Genomic DNA, 18,982 nt, shown 5'->3' with positions numbered 1-18,982 from the left:
TTTAACCCTGTTTTAATCTTTTCATGATATGAGGTATTAACCCTCCGTCTTCTAAAATTTCTTTCATAAACTGTGGTAAGGGTTTGGTGGTATAGGTTTTATTTTTGGTTAGATTGAGGATTTTTCCCTCTTCTGGATAGACCTCAAGCTCATCTCCTGTTTCTATATCCTTTGAAGCTTCGGGACATTCAAGGATAAGAAGCCCAGTGTTAAATGCGTTGCGGTAAAAAATCCTGGCAAAACTTTCAGCTATCACGCAAGAGATACCACAGGCTTTTATCGCTATAGGGGCATGCTCTCTGGATGAGCCACATCCAAAGTTTTTACCTGCTACAATTATGTCTCCAGGATTTACTTTTTTAGAAAACTCTGGGTCAGCATCTTCCATACAATGCTTGGCAAGTTCCTGTGGATCGGTGGTGTTAAGATATCTTGCAGGTATGATAACGTCTGTATCTATGTTGTCTCCAAACTTCCAGGCTTTACCTTTTATGGTATTCATGATTTAACCCTCCCTTTGAGTTTATAAGCCTAATTCTTCTGGTGTAGCAATATAGCCAACCACTGCACTTGCAGCTGCCACAGCCGGACTGGCTAAATACACCTCACTTTCAGGATGTCCCATCCTTCCTACAAAGTTTCTGTTGGTGGTAGCTACCGCCTTTTCACCCTTAGCAAGAATACCCATATGTCCTCCTAAACAAGGCCCACAGGTAGGAGGAGAAATGATGGCCCCACTTTCTATAAAAATTTCTATCAACCCTTTTTTCAAGGCTTCCTTGTAGATTTTAGGAGTAGCAGGGATGATGATACACCTTACGTTGGGGTTTATTTTTTTTCCTTTAAGGATTTTAGCCGCTATGATAAGGTCTTCTAATCTTCCGTTGGTGCAGGACCCGATTACTACCTGGTCGATGTAAATCTTAGGTAAGTCTTTTACTGGTTTTACGTTAGAAGGAAGATGAGGTAAGGCAACCACTGGGTCTATCTTAGATACATCATACTCCCTTATTTCTACATAGTTTGCTTTTTTATCAGGTTTTAGGACTAAAGGCTTTCTGGTAGAATGTTTCTTTACAAAGGCTAAAGTTTTTTTATCTGGTGCAATCAATCCTACCTTCCCCCCAGCCTCTATGGCCATGTTACACATCGTAAACCTGTCACTCATAGATAATTTTTCTATAACCTCACCGGTAAACTCCATTGCCTTATAAAGGGCTCCGTCTACTCCGATATCTCCTATGGTATAAAGGATTAAGTCTTTTCCTGTAACCCAGGGTTTAAGAGTTCCATAATAGACAAACTTTATGGTTTCAGGGACTTTAAACCAGGTTTTTCCAGTTAACCAAGCTCCAGCAAGGTCTGTAGACCCAACCCCTGTAGCAAAGGCACCCAAAGCTCCATAGGTACAGGTATGGCTGTCAGCACCTATCACTACATCTCCAGGCACAACCAACCCTAACTCAGGTAAAAGGGCGTGCTCTATACCACAGGATCCACCTTCATAATAATGGGTGATTTTATGTTTTCTTGCAAACTCCCGACATATCCTTACTTGTTCTGCACTTTTAATGTCTTTGTTAGGGGTAAAATGGTCCATAACCAAGGCGATTTTTTCTGGGTCAAAAACCTGGTTTATCCCTGTAGATTCGAAAACCTTGATGGCCAAAGGCCCGGTGATGTCGTTAGCTAAGGTTAGGTCTACCGGCACCTCTACCAGCTCTCCTGGCTCTACATACTCTTTTCCAACCTTTTGGGCTAAAATTTTCTCTGCTAAGGTCATTGGCTTTTTTCCCATAGGTTAACCCCTTTTAAAATTTTTTAAGAGATAATAAATTTTAAAACTTAAGCCAGATTTTGCAACCTAAAGTTTTTTGCCCTACCTATAGGTAATTGGTTAATTTTTTTGCCTCCGTTAAAAATGTTTTTTTGATTTTAGATCTGTCCTGATGTAAAACTTAAAAATTATGTTAATTTACTAAAGTATGGGGCAACAATTTGAATACCAGCTTAACCAACCGATAGAAGGTTTAGAAAGATCCTACTTTACGGTAAAAGAGCTTACTCAAAGGGTTAAAAAACTTGTAGAAGAGGGTTTTTCTCTTTTATGGGTAGAAGGAGAGATTAGTAACCTTAGACATGCTCAAAACGGAAATCTTTATTTTAATCTTACTGAAGAAGAAGCCTCCATTAAAGCCATAATCTTTAACGCCCAGAAAGAAAAAGAAATAGTTTCTTATCTTCAAAATGGGCTTAAGGTTTTATGTTGGGGTAAGCTGAACTTTTATCCTAAGACAGGTGAAGTCTATCTTATCGTGAGAAGGATAGAACTTCTGGGAAGTGGATATCTTGAGTTAAAAAAACAACAGCTGATAAAAAAATATCAATACTTGTTTGATCCAAACAAAAAAAGGTCTATACCTCTTTTTCCAAAGAAAATAGCGGTGATAACCTCTATTTTTAGTGCTGCCCTGCAAGACTTTTTAAAGATTGTTTCAGAAAGATGGGAGATAGAGGTTTTGGTATATCCCTCGAGGGTACAAGGAGAAGGGGCAGAAAAAGAAATCGTTCAGGCTATCAAAGATATAAACCTTCATTTTTACGATGTAGATGTAATCTTTATTACCAGAGGCGGTGGTTCTGCTGAAGACCTTGCTCCTTTTAACACAGAAGAGATCATCTTGGGGATAAGTAAGTCAAAAATACCGGTAGTTTCTGCTGTAGGCCATGAGATAGATTATACTCTATGCGACATGATAGCTGATAAAAGATGTCCTACCCCCTCTGCCGCCGCTCAAGAGGTTATCCCTGATAAACATAAATGGCTTGAAAAACTCGAGCTTTATAAAAAGAAGTATAAACAGTTTTTAGACATCATCCTTTCTAAGAAGCAAAACAGGCTTTATCAAGTAAAGTTAGCCTTAACAGAAAGAAGCCCCTTTAACCTTCTGTATAGTTTAGAAAAGGACCTAAAACAAAAGTTTTACAGGTTAAACGTACTCTTAAACGAGGTGATAGCTTATAAAGAAAAAAAGGTTCTTAACCAGAAAATTTCTTTAAGAAGATATCATCCAGCCGAAACTCTACAGAGGGAGGAGGACCGTTTACAGAACTATAGAAGGCGCCTTGAGTTGAGTTTTGAGAATTATTTTCAGCTCTGCGAAAACAGACTGACCGGCTTAAAAAGTCTTCTAACCTCGCTTTCGCCTTTAAATATTTTAGAAAGAGGATATAGTATAGTAAGAAAGTTAGAAACCAAAAAGATAGTTAGGTCGATAGAAGAGGTGCAAATTGAGGAGGTTTTAGAAGTAAAGCTTAGCAGAGGAAGTTTATTGGTTAAGGTTTTAAAAACCGAAGAGTAAGGAGCAGGGGATGGAGAAAGAGCTAAGCTTTGAAGAGGCTTTAGCTGAAATAGAACAAATTTTAAGGCAGTTAGAAAATAAAAACCTTGAGTTAGAACGAGCTATAGAACTTTATGAAAGAGGGTTGTTTTTGATACATTTTTGTGAGGAGAAGCTTAAAAAAGCCAAGGCTAAGGTAGAGGTTATCCTTAAAGATGAGAAAGGTTTTAAATTGGAAACCTTAGAGAGGGCTTCAGAGATCTTAAAAGATGGAAACTAAAAATTTTGATTTTTTTGCTTACCTAAAGAGAAAGGCTGAGAAGGTAGAAAAGGTTTTAACCGAGTTTTTCCCACAACCCAAGGGATATGGTGGCCGTGTGGTTGAGGCTGCCAGTTATAGCCTTTCTGCCGGAGGGAAAAGGATAAGACCGGTTTTATGTTTAGCAAGCTGTGAGGTTGTAGGTGGAAGGGATGAAGATGTCCTCTTTTTTGCTGCTGGCATCGAATGTATTCATACCTATTCGTTGATACACGATGACCTTCCTGCTATGGATGACGATGATTTTAGACGAGGTAAACCCTCTTGTCATAAAGCCTATGACGAAGCAACAGCTATTTTAGCTGGAGATGGGTTGCAAAGTTTGGCTTTTTGGTTTTTTACCCACCCTGAACAGGTAAAAAGGGTAAGCAAAAGCGCGCTTTTAAAGGCCATTCATCTGATTTCTCAAGCCGTAGGCTTTGAGGGAATGGTAGGAGGTCAGATGGCTGACCTTTTGATGGAAGGAAAAAAGGCAGGGCTAAAAATACTAAAATGGATCCATCTTCACAAAACCGTAAAACTCATCGAGGCCTCGGTTTTGGCAGGGGCTTTACTTGCCAAGGCTAAAAAAAAGGAGTTGCAAGCTTTAAAATCTTATGCTAAACATCTGGGGATGGCTTTTCAAATCGTAGACGACCTTTTAGACGTGATAGGGGACGAAAAAAAGTTAGGGAAAAAAAACCTTTCTGATTTAAAAAAACAAAAACTTACCTATCCTTCTGTGGTAGGGCTTGAGAAAACCAGAGAGCTTGCGGAAATACACACCCAAAAGGCTATTTCTGCTTTAGAACCTTTTGGAGAAAAAGCTATACCTTTAAGAGCGATGGCTGAGTTTGTTTTAAAAAGGGTATATTGATGAAGTTTTTAAAAAACATTAACTCCCCTCAGGATTTAAAAAAACTTAAGATTTCTCATCTGAAGGCTTTAGCTCAGGAGATAAGAGACTATATCGTAGAGGTAACCTCTAAAAACGGAGGTCATGTTGCCCCTAATTTAGGGGTAGTAGAGCTAACTTTAGCCTTACATTATGTTTTTGACTCCCCTAAGGATAAAATCATCTGGGACGTAGGCCATCAATGCTATACCCATAAGCTTATTACAGGAAGAAGAGACCAGTTTCACACTTTAAGGCAGTATGAAGGTATAGCAGGTTTTCCTAAAAGAGCCGAAAGCCCTCATGACATCCTTGACACAGGTCATAGCAGCACCTCTATTTCTGCAGGGCTTGGGATGGCAACAGCTTTGCGTCTTAAAAAAGAAAAGGGAAAAGTAATAGCTGTTATAGGTGATGGGTCTATTACCGCAGGGTTAGCTTTTGAAGGGTTAAACAACGCAGGTTTTTCTAAAGAGGACCTTTTGGTGGTCTTAAACGATAACGAAATGTCTATCGCTCCTAACGTAGGTGCCCTTTCTTCTTTTATCTCAAAAAGGCTTACCGGAAACCTGGTAAGGTTTATCAAAAGAGAAATAGAGTCTATCAGTCATAAAGTTCCAGGGGGAGAAAATTTACTGAGTATACTTAAAAAAGGAGAAGAGTTGTTAAAGGTTGCTATAACCTCTGGTGCTCTCTTTACAGCTTTAAACTTTGAATATGTAGGGCCGGTTGATGGGCATAACTTAGAAGAATTGATAAAGGTGCTTAATAACCTAAAATCTTTAAAAGGTCCTGTTTTATTGCATGTGATTACCAAAAAAGGGAAAGGTTATCCTTATGCTGAGGCAGACCCGGAGACGTTTCATGGAATAGGGCCTTTTGATGTTAAAACAGGCAAGCCTTTAAAGTCTCCTAACTCCCCGCCTTCCTATACAGAAATTTTTGGTAGGACCATGCTCAGGCTTGCTGAGATTGAACCCAAGTTGGTAGCTATTACTGCCGCGATGCGTTCAGGCACAGGGCTTAAGGAATTTTCTGAGAGATATCCTGAGAGGTTTTTTGACGTAGGTATTTGTGAACAACATGCCGTTACCTTTGCCGCTGGCTTAGCCTTAGAAGGTTTTATCCCTGTGTGTGCTATCTATTCTACCTTTTTACAAAGGGCTTTTGACCAGATAATTCATGATGTAGCCTTAAACCAGGCCAAAGTAATCTTTGCTTTAGACCGGGCAGGGTTGGTAGGAGAGGATGGTCCAACTCATCACGGGGCTTTTGACCTTTCTTACCTTAGACTTATTCCTAACTTAGTGATAATGGTGCCTAAAGATGAAAACGAACTTCAGCACATGCTATACAGTGCTTTAAAATATCCTAACCCTGTAGCTATACGATATCCAAGAGGTGCTGGAGTTGGGGTAAGCTTAGATTGGGAGTTTAAAGAAATACCTTTTGGAAAGGGAGAGGTTTTAAAGTCAGGTAAAGACCTAACCATTCTTGCCGTAGGATCTATGGTTTATCCAGCCTTAAAAGCAGCTTTGGAAGCAGAAAAGTTTGGCCTTTCCGTAGAGGTAATCAACGCAAGGTTTGTTAAGCCCCTTGATGAAGACTTAATTTTAAGCTCTGCACAAAAGACCAAAAGAGTGCTTTTGGTTGAGGAAAACACCTTGATAGGTGGTTTTGGTTCGGCGGTGCTTGAACTTTTGACAGATAAAGGGATCAAAGGCATCGAGGTTAAAAGGTTAGGTCTTCCAGATAAATTCATAGAACATGGAGACCTCAAAACTTTACATGCTAAATATCATCTCAACACCGAGGGTATTCTTTTAAAAATCAAAGAGTTTTTGGGTTAAAAAATATCAAATCGATATTTTTATCAACCTTGTAAAAATTGATAATTGTTTAATAATTATTTATATGGTTACGTTAAGTAAAATTTTAGACCAGATACAGAGTTATTTACCTGGGTGTAACACTCGTTTGGTAGAGAAGGCTTACGTTTGGGCTGCCAAACTGCATGACGGTCAGGTTAGAAAGTCAGGAGATCCCTATCTTTCACATCCTATGGAGGTAGCCTATATCCTTGCTCAAATGAAGCTTGACCTTCCTACCATAGCCGCTGGATTGCTCCATGATGCGGTAGAGGACAGTGCGATAAGTTTAGAGGAAATAAAAAAAGAGTTCGGAGAAGAGGTAGCTTTTATCGTAGATGGGGTAACTAAGCTTAAAAAACTGCCCAATCCTGCTGAAAGAGCAGCTTCTCAAGATAAGCTTACCAAACAGGCAGAAAACATAAGAAAGATCATCCTTGCAATGTCAAAAGACCTGAGGGTGATCCTGGTAAAGTTAGCAGACAGACTGCATAATATGCGCACTTTAGAATATCAACCAGAACATAAAAGGGTAAAGATCGCCAGAGAGACTCTTGAAATATACGCTCCTCTTGCTGGTAGGTTAGGAATAGACTGGGTAAAAAGCGAGTTAGAAGACTTGTGTTTTAAGTATCTATACCCTGAAGAGTTTCGTAGGTTAGAACAAGAGGTAAAAAAGAGGGTAGAGGCCTCTCAAGAGTATATAGAAAAAGTTAAGTCCCTTTTAAAAAACCTTCTAGAGAAAAACGGAATTAGCGGAAGAGTTTTAGGAAGAGTTAAACATCTTTATAGTATCTACAGGAAGCTTCTTAAATACAACTTGACCATAGAAGATCTGGACCAGATTTACGACATCATAGGTTTTAGGGTTATCGTAAACACCGTAGAGGAATGTTATAAAACCTTAGGGTTGGTGCACGCCCTTTGGCCTCCCATCCCTGGTAGGTTTAAAGATTTTATAAGCCTTCCCAAACCTAACATGTATCAAAGTTTACACACCACGGTGTTAGGACCTGATAGCAAAAAGATAGAAATACAGATCAGAACTGAGTACATGGATAAGGTGGCTAACGAAGGAATAGCTGCTCATTTTTTATATAAAGAAGGAGTTTTCACCTCAAAACATGGACAGTACAAGTATTTAGAATGGTTAAGCAAGCTGATAGAACTTCAAAAAGAGCTAAAAAACCCACGGGAATTTCTTGAGTCATTAAAGCTTGATTTTTTTCCTGACGAAATCTATGTGTTTACCCCTAAAGGAGATATTATTACCCTTCCTGTAGGAGCCACTCCCCTTGATTTTGCGTATGCGGTTCATACCGAGGTTGGTCACAGGTGTGTAAGGGCCTATGTGAACGATAAGCTTGTGCCTTTAGACTATAAGCTCCAAACAGGCGATATCGTTAAAATCGAAACCTCTCCTAACCAAACCCCCAGCAGAGACTGGTTAAAAATCGTAGTAACAGGTAGGGCCAAAAGCAGGATAAAACAGTGGTTAAACCGAGAAGAAAGACAAAAAATGATAGAGTTAGGAAAAGAACTTCTGAACAAAGAAATAAAAAAACAAGGATTAAGTACCACCTCTATAAAAGAAGAGGATCTTATCAGATTTTCCCAAGAGTTTAGGATAAAAAATACAGAAGACCTTTATTTTCTTATAGGTTCTGGAAAGATTACCCCAAAGCAAATATTAAAAAACTATTTAGAAACCAAAAAGGTAGAAGAACCTCAAGAAGAGCTTCCGATAGAAGAACAAGTAGAAAAGTTAGGAATAAAAGAAGATCTAGTAGAAAAGTTTTTAACCCAGAATCTAAAAGATGTGGTGGTGGTTGACGGAACTACCAACGTTCTTTTCCATTTAGCCAAGTGCTGTAGACCCATTCCAGGAGATGAAATCATAGGTTATATTACAAGGGGCAAGGGAATCTCGGTTCATCGGTTTGATTGTCCAAACTTAAAGGATTTAGACACCGAAAGGCTGATCGAGGTTAGATGGGGTAAGGTAGAAAATCGTTCTTATCCTGTACATATTTCTATAGTTTGTTCAGACCGTAAAGGATTACTGGCTAACATTTCTTCTGTGATAGCTGCCTCAGAAAGTAACATATTAAAGGCAGAGGTGAGGACCACCTCTGACCAAAAAGCCTTTTTTGACTTTTATATCGAGGTTAACAATAAAGAACACTTAGACAAGATTATTTCTAATCTTTTTAAAATAAACGGTGTTCTTTCAGTAGAAAGAAAGTTAGTTTAACTTACTGCTTTTTTGACTTTTCCAGCCTTTAGACAACGGGTGCACACCTTCATCCTTTTTACCTGACCGTTTTCCAGTTTTACCCTAACACTCTGAATGTTAGGATACCACCATCTTGTGGACCTTTTCCCAGAGTGGCTTACCTGGTTTCCAGCATGAGGCTTTTTCCCACAAATCTCACAAATCCTAGCCATCTTTTCCTCCCTTGCTGATATAAAAATATTCTTAGAGACTTCTAAAATATAAAATAAATTGACAAAAAAACAACCCTATCTAAACAGCCATTTTTATCCAATTTTGGTTGAAATTTTTCAGATTTATAATAACTTAATTGAGTAAGAAACGGGGCTGAGAGGTAGAGATATGAAGATATTAGTTGTTGGTGGTGGTGGGAGGGAGCATGCCATCTGCTATGTGCTTAAAAAATCAAAACATCTGGAGAAACTTTATTGTGTTCCTGGCAACGGAGGGATCGAAGAGATAGCCGAGGTTCCCAAAGATATTCAAGCTGGCGATTTTTCTGCCCTTGTAGAGTTTTGTAAAAAAGAAGGGATAGAACTTGTTTTGCCAGGGCCTGAAGAGCCTTTGGTAAAAGGGATAAGAGATGTTCTTGAAGAAAAAGGGATTAAAGTTTTTGGGCCTGATCGTTATACCGCAAACCTTGAAGGAAGCAAAATTTTTGCCAAGGAGATAATGGTTAAAGCAGGGGTTCCTACCGCAAGGTTTGAGGTGTTTGAGGACCCAGATAAAGCAAGGCAATACATAGAAAAAGTTGGGGCACCTTTGGTGGTTAAAGCAGATGGACTTTGTGCCGGAAAAGGGGTGTTTGTTTGTGATACCAAGGAGGAGGCCTTTCAAGCCGTAGAAAAGTTGATGGAACAAAGGATTTTTGGAGAGGCTGGTCAAAGGGTGGTGATCGAGGAAAAACTTGTGGGTGAAGAAGCCTCTTATATCGTAATCACCGACGGAGAACATTTTAAAGCTTTACCCACCTCTCAAGACCACAAAAGACTTTTAGACGGAGACCAGGGCCCAAACACAGGAGGAATGGGAGCCTATTCTCCTACCCCTTTGATTACTAAAGACCTAAGAAAGGAGATAGAAGAAAAGGTTATCTCTCCTGTTTTAAAGACCTTGGCCAAGGAAGGCCATCCTTATCTTGGGTTTTTGTATGCAGGGCTAATGATCGTAAACCACATCCCGTATGTGCTTGAGTTTAACTGTCGTTTAGGAGACCCTGAGACCCAGGTAATTCTTCCCCGAGTAGAAAATGACTTTATCGAGCTTTTAGACGCAACCCTTAACGGCAGGCTTGATAAGGTAGACCTTGTTGAAACCGATAAGGCCTGCGTATGTGTGGTGATGGCAAGCAAAGGCTATCCAGGAAGCTATGAAAAAGGGAAAAAGATAGAAGGTTTAGATAAGGTAAAACAGCTTGAAGACGTAATCGTTTTTCACGCAGGGACAAAAAAAGAGGGGGATGCCTTTTATACCGCAGGCGGAAGGGTTTTAGGTGTTACCGCCCTTGATAAAGACATCCCCTCAGCCATAAAACGGGCCTATCAGGCGGTATCTTTAATCCACTTTGACGGCGCCCATTACCGTAAAGACATCGGGCAACGCTATTTTAAGTATTTAGAAACCTAAGCGGTTAATCTTCTAAGTATTTTTTATAACCTATAGCCTCAAGTTTTGCAGCCTTTTTAAGTACCTCTTCTTTCATCTTTTCTTTATAGGCCTTAAGTTTTTCTTTGACCTCAGGATATTTTATCCCAAGGATTTGTAAGGCTAAAAGGGCGGCGTTTTTGGCACTGTTTATGGCAACGGTTGCTACAGGGATTCCAGGTGGCATCTGGACAATAGAAAAAAGGGCATCAAGTCCTTCTAAGGCTTTACCTTTTATAGGAACTCCTATCACCGGAAGGGTAGTAAGAGAGGCAACCACCCCAGGAAGATGGGCTGCCATCCCAGCCCCTGCGATGATTACCTCTATTCCTCTTTGTTCTGCGGTGGTTACCCACTGATGTACCCTTTCAGGAGTCCTGTGGGCAGAGGCTACGGTGATCTCAAAGGGTACCCCAAACTTTTCCAAGGTTTCTGCAGCATCTTTCATAACTTCAAGGTCAGAGTCACTTCCCATGATAATACCTACTTTCATCTCCTCCTCCTTGCTGGTTTATTTTTATTTAAAAATTAGTATACCAAAATTCTGAAAACATTCAAAAGATAGGCAAATTTTTGGTTAATATCTGAAAATATAAAAATAAAATAATTTTCCCTTTATTTTTTATAAATTTTAATAAAATTAAAAATAATTTTAGCTATTGACTTTTTGATAAAAAGTTGTTATTTATAGAAAGTAAAAAATACTTTAGGAGGTAGGTTATGAGTAGAGGTAAGGGTTTTACGTTGGTTGAGCTTTTAATCGTGGTTGCCATCATCGCCATCTTAGCTGCCATTGCCATCCCTCAGTTTCAAAAGTATAGAAAAAATGCAGCTGAAGCAGCTTGTCAGGCAGACTTGAGAAACGCAATGACCCAATGTGCAGCTTATCTTGCACAACATCCTGAAGCTAAGAGTATGGATGCTTGTCAATCAGCTTCTGAGATTATGAAGGAGACTACCTATGTAAAGGTAGAATTTGGCAACGATACCGCTACGGGTACTTGTAAAGGTCCTGCAACAGGTGTGACTTGCACTATAGCTGCCAACGGAACCATGACCTGTTCATAATAATGTTAAATTAAAAACCCTCTCCTCCTTTTGCGAGGGGAGGGGTTTTTATGTCTAAAGCCTTTACGCTGATTGAGCTTTTGGTAGTTATAGCGGTGATAGCCATCCTTGTAGGGATGGCTATCGTTTTTTACCATCAATACCTACCAAAGGCCATAAGAACTTCCCTACTTTCTGACATAAGAAACTGCCTTAATCAAATCGCCATCTCTAAGCAAGAGGACTCATCCTTTTCTACAGCCGAAATAGTAGCCAACTGTTCTAAGTCTAAATACACCCAAACTCTGATCCTTGAGTCAGAGACTCCCATCAAACTTACTGCTACCTCTGTCTCAGGCGATGTTTCCTGCAGTTATAACGAAACCTCTGGTGCTGTTTCCTGTAGCGAAATATAAAAAGTCTTTTTTATCTGAAGATTAGAGTTGGTAGATTAGAGTTGGTAGATTAGAGTTGGTCGTTCAAAGGTTTTGTCTTTGTTTTTTTACCAATCTAATTTTTAAAAGAGAGAGGGTTTTTTCCTCTTTTTTAGAAACAAAAAAGTGTTATATTATTTTCTTTAGTAAAAAACTTGAGAGGATTTGATGGAAGGTTCTTTTATTCCTCATAAAAGGCTACTTTTTGGTCCTGTTCGGTCAAGAAGGCTTGGAAGGTCTCTTGGGATAGACTTGGTTCCAAGAAAGGTCTGCTCTATGGATTGCCTTTATTGTGAGGTAGGAAAAACCACCTTTCTTACCGCTGAAAGAAGGTTTTATTTTACCAAAGAGGAGATAGAAGAGGCCATACTTACTGCCAAAGAAAAACAGGATTTTTTTGATGTTTTTACCCTTACAGGGAGTGGAGAACCTACCCTAAACTTTTATTTTGAAGAGACCCTGTTTTTAGCTAAAAAGCACCTTTCAAAGCCTGTGGCTGTGCTTACCAACAGCACTTTGTTGCATATATCTTCGGTTAGAGAGGCTTTGTGTGAGGCTGACCTTGTGCTTCCTTCCCTTGATGCTGCCCGTCCAGAAACTTTTAACCTCATAAACAGGCCGGCTAAAGGGATAAGTTTAGAAAACATCATCGATGGGTTAAAAGCGTTGAGAAAACAGATGAAGGGTGAGATGTGGGTTGAGGTGTTTTTTCTTGCAGGGATAAACGACAGCCAAGAAGACTTGGAGGCACTTAAAAAATGTATAGAAGAAATAAACCCTCATAAGGTTCAGTTAAACACAGCGGTAAGGCCGGTAGCCTATCAAGAGGCCAGGCCTTTATCTTATGCTAAGTTAGAGGAAATAGCCAGGTTTTTAGGAGAAAAGACAGAGGTTATAGTAAATAAAGAGAGGCTTGAAAAAAGGCTTTTAAGTCTAACTCTTGAAGGTTTAGAGAAAGAGGTGGTAGCCTACGTAAAAAGAAGGCCTGCCTCAGTCGAAGAATTAAGCGAAGCCTTTGGGGTAGAGCCTAAGGTTTTGTTAGAGCTTTTAGAAAGACTTTCCCAAGAAGGAGTCTTAAAGTTAAAAGAACTTGAAGGTCAAACCTACTATTCAGCCTAAAAACGATGTTTTACGAGAGGGATTTTTATAAAAAGGTGGTTGAGGCGGTGCTTTTTGTGGCAGGTCGGTCGGTAAGTTTAAAGGAGTTGTCTCAGGTTTGTGACAACCTTTCGAAGGAAGAAATTTTAAGCATTTTACAGGAACTTAAAGAGGAGTATCAGGCACGAGGGGTTAGGCTGGTTGAGGTGGCTGAGGGTTATCGGTTAGAAAGTGCCCCAGAGGTAGCAGACTATCTTAAGACCTTTTTAAAGCCCAAAGGGTTTAGATGGACGAAAACCCTTCTTGAGACCTTGGCTGTGATAGCCTATTTTCAGCCGATTACCAGGGCTGAGATTTCTGCCAAAAGAGGAGGGGTTGATGTCGGGGCTGCCCTTAAAACCTTACTTGAAAACAACTTCATCAGGGTGGTTGGTAGAAAAGACGTGCCTGGAAGGCCACTTCTTTACGGGACCACTACTTTCTTTTTAGAATATTTTGGATTAAAATCCCTGAAAGACCTTCCACCTTTAGATGAGCTAAAAAGTTTAGCTGAAAGAGAAGATTAAACACTGCAGGAAAAGATGGGTATAAGAAAAGAGGTGTTACAAGAGATAGAGTTTATCCTGTATGAAGGAGGAGAGATCCCTGAGGTATGTTTTTGGAATAGTTTTTTTTATCTTACTTCTCATCCCCCTGAAGGGTTAGGCCTTACCCTTACTCAAGAAGAGCTCAAGGCCTTAAAGCAAGCTGTAATAGAAAGGTATTTAGTCATCATAGAGCGTGATTTGACGGCTGAGTTTATTGAAAAACCCTTTTATCGTGGCCTATCTCGGGCAGCTATAAACGTAAGAAGGCTTAAAAATTTCATCAAGAATTCTGGGTTGGAAGAAGACTTTAAAGACGGGGCTTTGAGAAGAAAGCTTAAGAGGCTTTTTAAAAGGTTTGAGGCAGATTTAAAGAGGAAGAGCCTCAGTTTAGAGAATGTAGCTACCAGGGAAGAGATTAGAGATTTTAAAAGAGAGGTGGAAGGGTTATGATAGGGATAGTTGACTACAAGGCCGGTAATCTTACCAGTGTAGCCAGAGCACTTTCCTTTTTTGGATATAGATGGGTTATTTCTCATGACCCAGAGGAGCTTAAAAAGGCAGAAAGGATTATTTTTCCAGGAGTAGGGGCAGCTAAAAGTGCGATGGATAGTTTAAAAGAAGCAGGTTTAGACGAGTTTTTAAAAGAGATTTTTTTGAAAGGAACTCCTATTTTAGGTATTTGTCTTGGGACGCAGGTAATTTTTGAAGAAAGTGAAGAAGACGGAGGAACTAAGACCTTAGGTCTTCTAAAAGGTAAGGTAAAAAGGTTTCCTGAGCCTCTTTTGTTTAAAGGAGAAAGACTAAAGGTGCCGCATATGGGGTGGAACCAGGTGGTTTGGCAGAAGCCTCATCCTGTTTTTCAGGGCCTTGATCCAGAGTATGAATATTATTTTGTTCACAGCTATTATGTTGTGCCAGAGGAGGAAGAGGTAATATACGGGGTTACCTTTCATGGCATATCCTTTCCTTCGGTGGTAGCCTATAAAAACTTGGTAGCCCTTCAGTTTCATCCTGAAAAAAGCGGAAAGCCTGGTCTTCAAATTTTAGACCAGTTTTGTCGTTGGAACCCTTAGGTTTTACAGGTTTTTAAGTTGAAAAAATATAAAACTATGTTTTAATTAGGGAAACATGTAAAAAGCACGTCTAAGGTTTGGGGTGCCCCTTTTTGAAACAAGGGGTCTTGTGTTCCATTACCTTAGGCGGAAGCTAAAACCCCAAAAAGGAGGAAGGAGAAATGGCTCACATTACGATGAAGCAGCTTTTGGAAGCTGGTGTTCATTTTGGACATCAGACCCGTCGTTGGAATCCAAAGATGAAGCCTTTCATCTTTGGGGAAAGAAACGGGATCCATATCATCGACCTTCAACAAACTATTAAGTATTTTGAGATTGCCTACGAGTTTGTGGTAAATTTAGTAGCAGAAGGCGGAAAACTCCTTTTTGTAGGCACCAAAAAACAGGCACAAGACACCATCAGGGAAGAGGCAGAAAGATGTGGGATGTATTATGTGAACTATCGTTGGCTTGGTGGTACTCTTACCAACTTTAGGACTATAAGACAGAGTGTGGAAAAGTTAAAAAGGATTGAGTCCTGGTTCGAAGATGGAACGATAGAGAGATTTCCTAAAAAAGAAAGATTAAAACTTGAGCGTTTAAAAAACAAGCTTGAGAGGAACTTAAAAGGTATTAAAGATATGGAAACCCTTCCTCAGGCGCTGTTTGTGGTAGACCCAGTCCATGAGGAAATTGCGGTAAAAGAAGCCAGAAAACTTGGTATTCCTATAGTAGCCATCGTTGATACCAACTGTGACCCGGATTTAATAGACTATATCATTCCTGGAAATGACGATGCTATAAGGGCAGTCAAACTTATTACCGGAAAGATCGCTGATGCTTGCCTGGAGGGTTTAGAGATCTATAAAGAAAAGGTGGCTGCTCAAACAGACAAAGAGTTAAGTTTAGAGGAAGAATTTTTAAAGAGAGATGAAGAGGCTGCGGCTGAGGCTATTTTAGAAGAGATACTTGCAGAAGAAAAGAAAGAAGCTGAATTTGAAGAACTTGCTAAAAACATAGATTAAAAAAAGGAGGTTTTACAAGATGGCTCAGATTAGTATAGACCTTATAAAACAGCTTAGAGAAAGGACTGCTGCTGGTTTTTCTGATTGTAAAAAAGCCTTGGAAGAGGCAGGAGGAGACATAGAAAAGGCAATAGACATTTTGAGGAAAAAGGGTCTTGCTATCGCCGCTAAAAGAGCCGGTAAGGCAACCACTGAAGGGGTGGTAGCTGCTTATATTCACAGCAACAAAAAAATCGGTGTGCTTGTTGAGGTAAATTGTGAGACAGATTTTGTGGCAAGAACCGAGGAGTTTCAACAGTTTGCCCATGACATAGCTATGCAGATTGCTGCCACCAACCCTATAGCTGTCACCAGAGAAGAGGTGCCTCAGGAAGTAATCGAGAGAGAAAAGAAAATCTATGAAGAGCAGGTAAGAGAAAGCGGAAAGCCTGAAAACGTAATTCCTAAGATTGTAGAAGGTAAGATGGAAAAGTTTTATAAAGAAAACGTACTTTTAGAACAGGCTTTTATCAAAAACCCAGAGATTACCATCCAGGACCTTTTAAACGAGTTGATAGCCAAAACTGGAGAGAAGATAGTTATCAAAAGATTTGCCAGGTTTCAGATAGGAGAATAGGGTGACTGAACTAAAGTATAGGAGAGTGCTTCTTAAGATTTCGGGAGAGGCTCTCCTTGGAAGCAAATCTTTTGGTATAGATGCTAAGGTGATCAACCAGATAGCAGAGGAGTTAAAAGAGGTTTATCAGTATGGTCTTGAAATAGGTATAGTGATAGGAGGAGGGAACATCTTTCGAGGGATAGCCGGAGAAAAGCAGGGGATGGATCGAGCCCGTGCAGACTACATGGGGATGCTTGCAACCCTTATCAACGCTTTAGCCCTGCAGGATGCCCTAGAAGCGCAGGGAGTGTCTTGCAGGGTGATGTCTGCTCTTGAAGTTATAGAGGTGGCAGAACCTTACATAAGAGAAAAAGCTGTCAGACATCTTGAAAAAGGTAGGGTGCTTATTCTTGCCTGTGGCACCGGAAATCCTTTCTTTACCACCGATACCGCAGCAGTGCTAAGGGCTCTTGAGCTTAAGTGTGAGGTCCTTTTTAAGGCTACCAAGGTAGATGGGGTCTACGATAAAGACCCGAAAAAACATCCTGATGCTAAAAAATTTGACGAGCTTACTTTTGATGAAGCTTTGCATAAGAGCCTTAAAGTGATGGATGCTACAGCTTTTTCCTTAGCTAGAGACTATAAACTTCCTATCCTGGTTTTTAACCTTTTAAACTACGGGAATATTAAAAAAGCAGTTTTAGGAGAAAGTGTAGGAACTTACATCAAAGCTTAAAAGGAGGTGAGGTCTGTGAACCAAGCCTTAGAAGATGCGAAAAACAGAATGGAAAAGGCAGTTAAAAACCTTAAAGAAGAGTTTTCCCATTTAAGGACTTCCAGGGCTTCGTTAGCTTTATTAGAGGGTATCAAAGTGGATTGCTATGGGACAAAGATGGCTATTCCTCAGATAGCAACCGTTAATATTATCGAAGGGAAAACCATAGTTATTCAACCCTGGGACGCAAGTTTGGTAAAAGAGATAGAGAAGGCTATCCAAAAATCTGACCTTGGGATTAATCCTACCTCAGACGGAAAAACCATCAAACTTGTGATGCCACCTCTTACCGAAGAAAGAAGAAAGGAACTGGTAAAGGTAGCTAACAAGCTGGCTGAAGAGGCTCGCATTGCCATAAGAAATATCAGAAGGGATGTGCTCGAAAAGTTTAAAGCCGCTAAAAAGAAAGGAGAGATCTCAGAGGACGACTACACTCAACTTGAAAAGAAAGTGCAAAAACTTACAGACGATTACATCAAAAAGGTAGACACCGTTTTAAAAGATAAAGAAAAAGAGATCCTCTCCGTATAACCCGATGGCTTTTTCTTCATTTTCTTTAGATTTTTCTAAACTTCCCCAGCATGTTGCTATCATTATGGATGGTAATGGTCGATGGGCTAAAAAGCACGGATTTCCTCGGTTTTATGGTCATCAAAAAGGGGCAGAAACCGCTAAAAAAGTGATAGAAAAAACCTATGAACTAAAAATACCTTATCTAACCCTTTTTGCCTTTTCTAAAGAAAACTGGAAGCGCCCTAAGGAAGAAGTAGAGGCTATTTTAGGACTTCTTAAGGTTTATCTTACCAAGGAAAAGCACTTTTTAATAGAAAAAGGTATTCGTTTAAAGGTAATCGGGGATAGGAAGGATTTTTCCGAAGATTTGGTGAATTTGATAGAAGAGATAGAGGAAGAAACCAAAAATAACTCTGAGCTTACTTTGTGTTTAGCTTTAAGTTATGGAGGGAGGTCGGAGATTTTAAAAGCTGTGAAAGAGATATCCAACAAGGTCAAACAAGGCCTGTTAGACCCAGAAAACATAGACGAAAAGGTATTTAGAGAACATCTTTATACCAAAGACATACCTGATCCAGACCTCCTTATCCGCACAAGCGGTGAGGAAAGGATCTCTAATTTTTTGCTTTTTCAGATAGCCTATACTGAACTTTATTTTACCCCTGTTTATTGGCCAGAATTTACCGAAGAAGAATACCTAAAGGCGCTTTGGTCTTATCAACAGAGAGAAAGAAGGTTTGGCGGTGTTTGTGAATTTTAAGCGTGTAGTTACAGCATTAGTTCTTTTTCCTCTTCTGGTGGTTGTTTTAATCAAAGGCCCTTATCAATTACTTATAACTTTGGTAGGTTTGTCTGGCTTAATCTGCCTATATGAATGGACAAGTCTTTATGACCTAAGGTTTTCTTGGTTTTTAGGCTTGTCTATTTTATGGTTCTTTGGATTGTTAAGCCTTCTTTGGTTAAGAGACCCTTTGATGGTTTTTTACATGTTTTTGATTTTTCCTTTTTTACCTTTTCTTAAGGATTACGAAAAAGATAGATTTGCTAAAGAGTTTTTTCCGGCAGTTTTAGGTCTTATTTATGTGGGAATAGGGCTTTACCCTTTTTTAGAAATTATAAGTTTTTTTAGTAGGGAACATTTGGTTTATTTTTTTTCGGTAGTTTTTGCTAATGATACTGGAGCTTATCTAACAGGAAAACTTCTAGGAAAAAGACTCCTTGTACCCACGCTCTCTCCTAAAAAAACATGGGAGGGATTTATAGGAGGAATATTGTTAGGGGTTGTGGTAAGTGTTTTTTGTAATTACTTTTTTAAAATTTTTAGTTTTGAGATAAATCTCTTAACAGGTGTACTTTTATGCTTGTTCGGGGTAGTAGGTGACCTTTTAGAGTCTGCGTTTAAAAGGATGGTAGGTAAAAAGGATTCAGGGAAAATTATTTGGGGACATGGTGGCCTTCTTGACAGGATCGATGGGGTTATGATAGCCTCTCCTGTCTATCTTTTCTGGCTAAAATTTATAACCTAAACCTTT

Annotated in this window: 22 protein-coding genes; 18 read left to right on the top strand and 4 right to left on the bottom strand. The window is 39.6% G+C overall.

Going from position 1 to position 18,982, the window contains the following annotated elements:
* Position 1: 1 nt before the first annotated feature.
* Both leuD and leuC read right to left on the bottom strand, forming a co-directional pair.
* Complete coding sequence (gene leuD / locus PWP26_RS00225; protein ID WP_022854567.1) at positions 2–502, bottom strand: 3-isopropylmalate dehydratase small subunit; 501 nt, start codon at positions 500–502, stop codon at positions 2–4.
* 21 nt (positions 503–523) lie between these two features.
* On the bottom strand, positions 524–1,798 hold the full coding sequence (gene leuC / locus PWP26_RS00220; RefSeq protein ID WP_022854566.1) for a 3-isopropylmalate dehydratase large subunit: 1,275 nt from the start codon (positions 1,796–1,798) through the stop codon (positions 524–526).
* Between the two features lie 187 nt (positions 1,799–1,985).
* Here leuC and xseA point away from each other — a divergent pair, with 187 nt between their 5' ends.
* The 5 genes from xseA (at position 1,986) to PWP26_RS00195 (ending at position 8,656) form a co-directional block, all read left to right on the top strand.
* Entirely contained in the window at positions 1,986–3,362 is a 1,377-nt protein-coding gene (gene xseA, locus PWP26_RS00215; protein WP_287567553.1) for an exodeoxyribonuclease VII large subunit, read from the top strand.
* A 10-nt stretch (positions 3,363–3,372) separates the two neighbouring features.
* Positions 3,373–3,621 carry an exodeoxyribonuclease VII small subunit gene (gene xseB / locus PWP26_RS00210; protein ID WP_022854564.1) on the top strand — a complete coding sequence of 83 codons (249 nt, stop codon included), beginning with the start codon at positions 3,373–3,375 and terminating at the stop codon, positions 3,619–3,621.
* Entirely contained in the window at positions 3,611–4,516 is a 906-nt protein-coding gene (locus PWP26_RS00205) for a polyprenyl synthetase family protein (RefSeq protein ID WP_038063443.1), read from the top strand. Before xseB ends, PWP26_RS00205 begins: the two co-directional genes overlap by 11 nt.
* A complete protein-coding gene (gene dxs, locus PWP26_RS00200) occupies positions 4,516–6,384 on the top strand; it encodes a 1-deoxy-D-xylulose-5-phosphate synthase (protein ID WP_287567552.1) in 1,869 nt (622 codons plus the stop codon). Before PWP26_RS00205 ends, dxs begins: the two co-directional genes overlap by 1 nt.
* A gap of 64 nt (positions 6,385–6,448) precedes the next feature.
* Positions 6,449–8,656 (top strand): bifunctional (p)ppGpp synthetase/guanosine-3',5'-bis(diphosphate) 3'-pyrophosphohydrolase, encoded by a 2,208-nt coding sequence (locus tag PWP26_RS00195; RefSeq protein ID WP_301398731.1) that lies wholly within the window; start codon positions 6,449–6,451, stop codon positions 8,654–8,656.
* On the opposite strand, the gene rpmB is transcribed toward PWP26_RS00195, so the two are convergent.
* Positions 8,653–8,850, bottom strand: a complete 198-nt coding sequence (gene rpmB, locus PWP26_RS00190; RefSeq protein ID WP_038063452.1) for a 50S ribosomal protein L28 — start codon at positions 8,848–8,850, stop codon at positions 8,653–8,655. The two genes, PWP26_RS00195 and rpmB, sit on opposite strands and share 4 nt — an antisense overlap.
* A 169-nt stretch (positions 8,851–9,019) precedes the next feature.
* On the opposite strand from rpmB, the gene purD reads away from it, so the two are divergent.
* Positions 9,020–10,303 (top strand): phosphoribosylamine--glycine ligase, encoded by a 1,284-nt coding sequence (gene purD / locus PWP26_RS00185; RefSeq protein WP_287567549.1) that lies wholly within the window; start codon positions 9,020–9,022, stop codon positions 10,301–10,303.
* Positions 10,304–10,307: 4 nt separating this feature from the next.
* On the opposite strand, the gene purE is transcribed toward purD, so the two are convergent.
* Positions 10,308–10,814, bottom strand: a complete 507-nt coding sequence (gene purE, locus PWP26_RS00180) for a 5-(carboxyamino)imidazole ribonucleotide mutase (RefSeq protein ID WP_022854558.1) — start codon at positions 10,812–10,814, stop codon at positions 10,308–10,310.
* A 227-nt stretch (positions 10,815–11,041) separates the two neighbouring features.
* Here purE and PWP26_RS00175 point away from each other — a divergent pair, with 227 nt between their 5' ends.
* The 12 genes from PWP26_RS00175 to PWP26_RS00120 all read left to right on the top strand — a co-directional run bounded on the left by PWP26_RS00175 (position 11,042) and on the right by PWP26_RS00120 (position 18,976).
* Positions 11,042–11,389 (top strand): prepilin-type N-terminal cleavage/methylation domain-containing protein, encoded by a 348-nt coding sequence (locus tag PWP26_RS00175; RefSeq protein ID WP_301398730.1) that lies wholly within the window; start codon positions 11,042–11,044, stop codon positions 11,387–11,389.
* A gap of 50 nt (positions 11,390–11,439) precedes the next feature.
* Positions 11,440–11,784: a type IV pilin protein gene (locus PWP26_RS00170; protein ID WP_028840534.1), complete on the top strand. Its 345-nt coding sequence runs from the start codon at positions 11,440–11,442 to the stop codon at positions 11,782–11,784.
* A gap of 186 nt (positions 11,785–11,970) precedes the next feature.
* Positions 11,971–12,921: a radical SAM protein gene (locus PWP26_RS00165; protein ID WP_301398729.1), complete on the top strand. Its 951-nt coding sequence runs from the start codon at positions 11,971–11,973 to the stop codon at positions 12,919–12,921.
* 5 nt (positions 12,922–12,926) lie between these two features.
* Entirely contained in the window at positions 12,927–13,466 is a 540-nt protein-coding gene (gene scpB, locus PWP26_RS00160) for an SMC-Scp complex subunit ScpB (protein WP_301398728.1), read from the top strand.
* 15 nt (positions 13,467–13,481) lie between these two features.
* On the top strand, positions 13,482–13,937 hold the full coding sequence (locus PWP26_RS00155; RefSeq protein ID WP_301398727.1) for a hypothetical protein: 456 nt from the start codon (positions 13,482–13,484) through the stop codon (positions 13,935–13,937).
* Positions 13,934–14,560, top strand: a complete 627-nt coding sequence (hisH, locus tag PWP26_RS00150; RefSeq protein WP_301398726.1) for an imidazole glycerol phosphate synthase subunit HisH — start codon at positions 13,934–13,936, stop codon at positions 14,558–14,560. The genes PWP26_RS00155 and hisH overlap by 4 nt, the downstream gene beginning before the upstream one ends.
* A 161-nt stretch (positions 14,561–14,721) precedes the next feature.
* Positions 14,722–15,564 (top strand): 30S ribosomal protein S2, encoded by an 843-nt coding sequence (gene rpsB / locus PWP26_RS00145; protein ID WP_301398725.1) that lies wholly within the window; start codon positions 14,722–14,724, stop codon positions 15,562–15,564.
* A 19-nt stretch (positions 15,565–15,583) separates the two neighbouring features.
* Positions 15,584–16,180, top strand: a complete 597-nt coding sequence (gene tsf, locus PWP26_RS00140; RefSeq protein ID WP_038063471.1) for a translation elongation factor Ts — start codon at positions 15,584–15,586, stop codon at positions 16,178–16,180.
* A 1-nt stretch (position 16,181) separates the two neighbouring features.
* Entirely contained in the window at positions 16,182–16,898 is a 717-nt protein-coding gene (gene pyrH, locus PWP26_RS00135; RefSeq protein WP_301398724.1) for a UMP kinase, read from the top strand.
* 15 nt (positions 16,899–16,913) lie between these two features.
* Positions 16,914–17,468: a ribosome recycling factor gene (frr, locus tag PWP26_RS00130; protein ID WP_273019043.1), complete on the top strand. Its 555-nt coding sequence runs from the start codon at positions 16,914–16,916 to the stop codon at positions 17,466–17,468.
* A 4-nt stretch (positions 17,469–17,472) separates the two neighbouring features.
* The gene (locus tag PWP26_RS00125; RefSeq protein WP_301398723.1) at positions 17,473–18,210 is read left to right on the top strand and encodes an isoprenyl transferase; all 738 of its coding nucleotides are present in this window, start codon (positions 17,473–17,475) and stop codon (positions 18,208–18,210) included.
* Positions 18,200–18,976, top strand: coding sequence for a phosphatidate cytidylyltransferase (locus tag PWP26_RS00120; protein WP_301398722.1), 777 nt, complete (start codon positions 18,200–18,202; stop codon positions 18,974–18,976). The genes PWP26_RS00125 and PWP26_RS00120 overlap by 11 nt, the downstream gene beginning before the upstream one ends.
* The last annotated feature ends 6 nt before the right edge of the window (positions 18,977–18,982 follow it).

It is taken from the genome of Thermodesulfobacterium sp. (assembly GCF_030445475.1).
Taxonomy (GTDB): Bacteria; Desulfobacterota; Thermodesulfobacteria; order Thermodesulfobacteriales; family Thermodesulfobacteriaceae; genus Thermodesulfobacterium; species Thermodesulfobacterium commune.
This window is presented reverse-complemented; position numbering and strand designations above follow the sequence as displayed.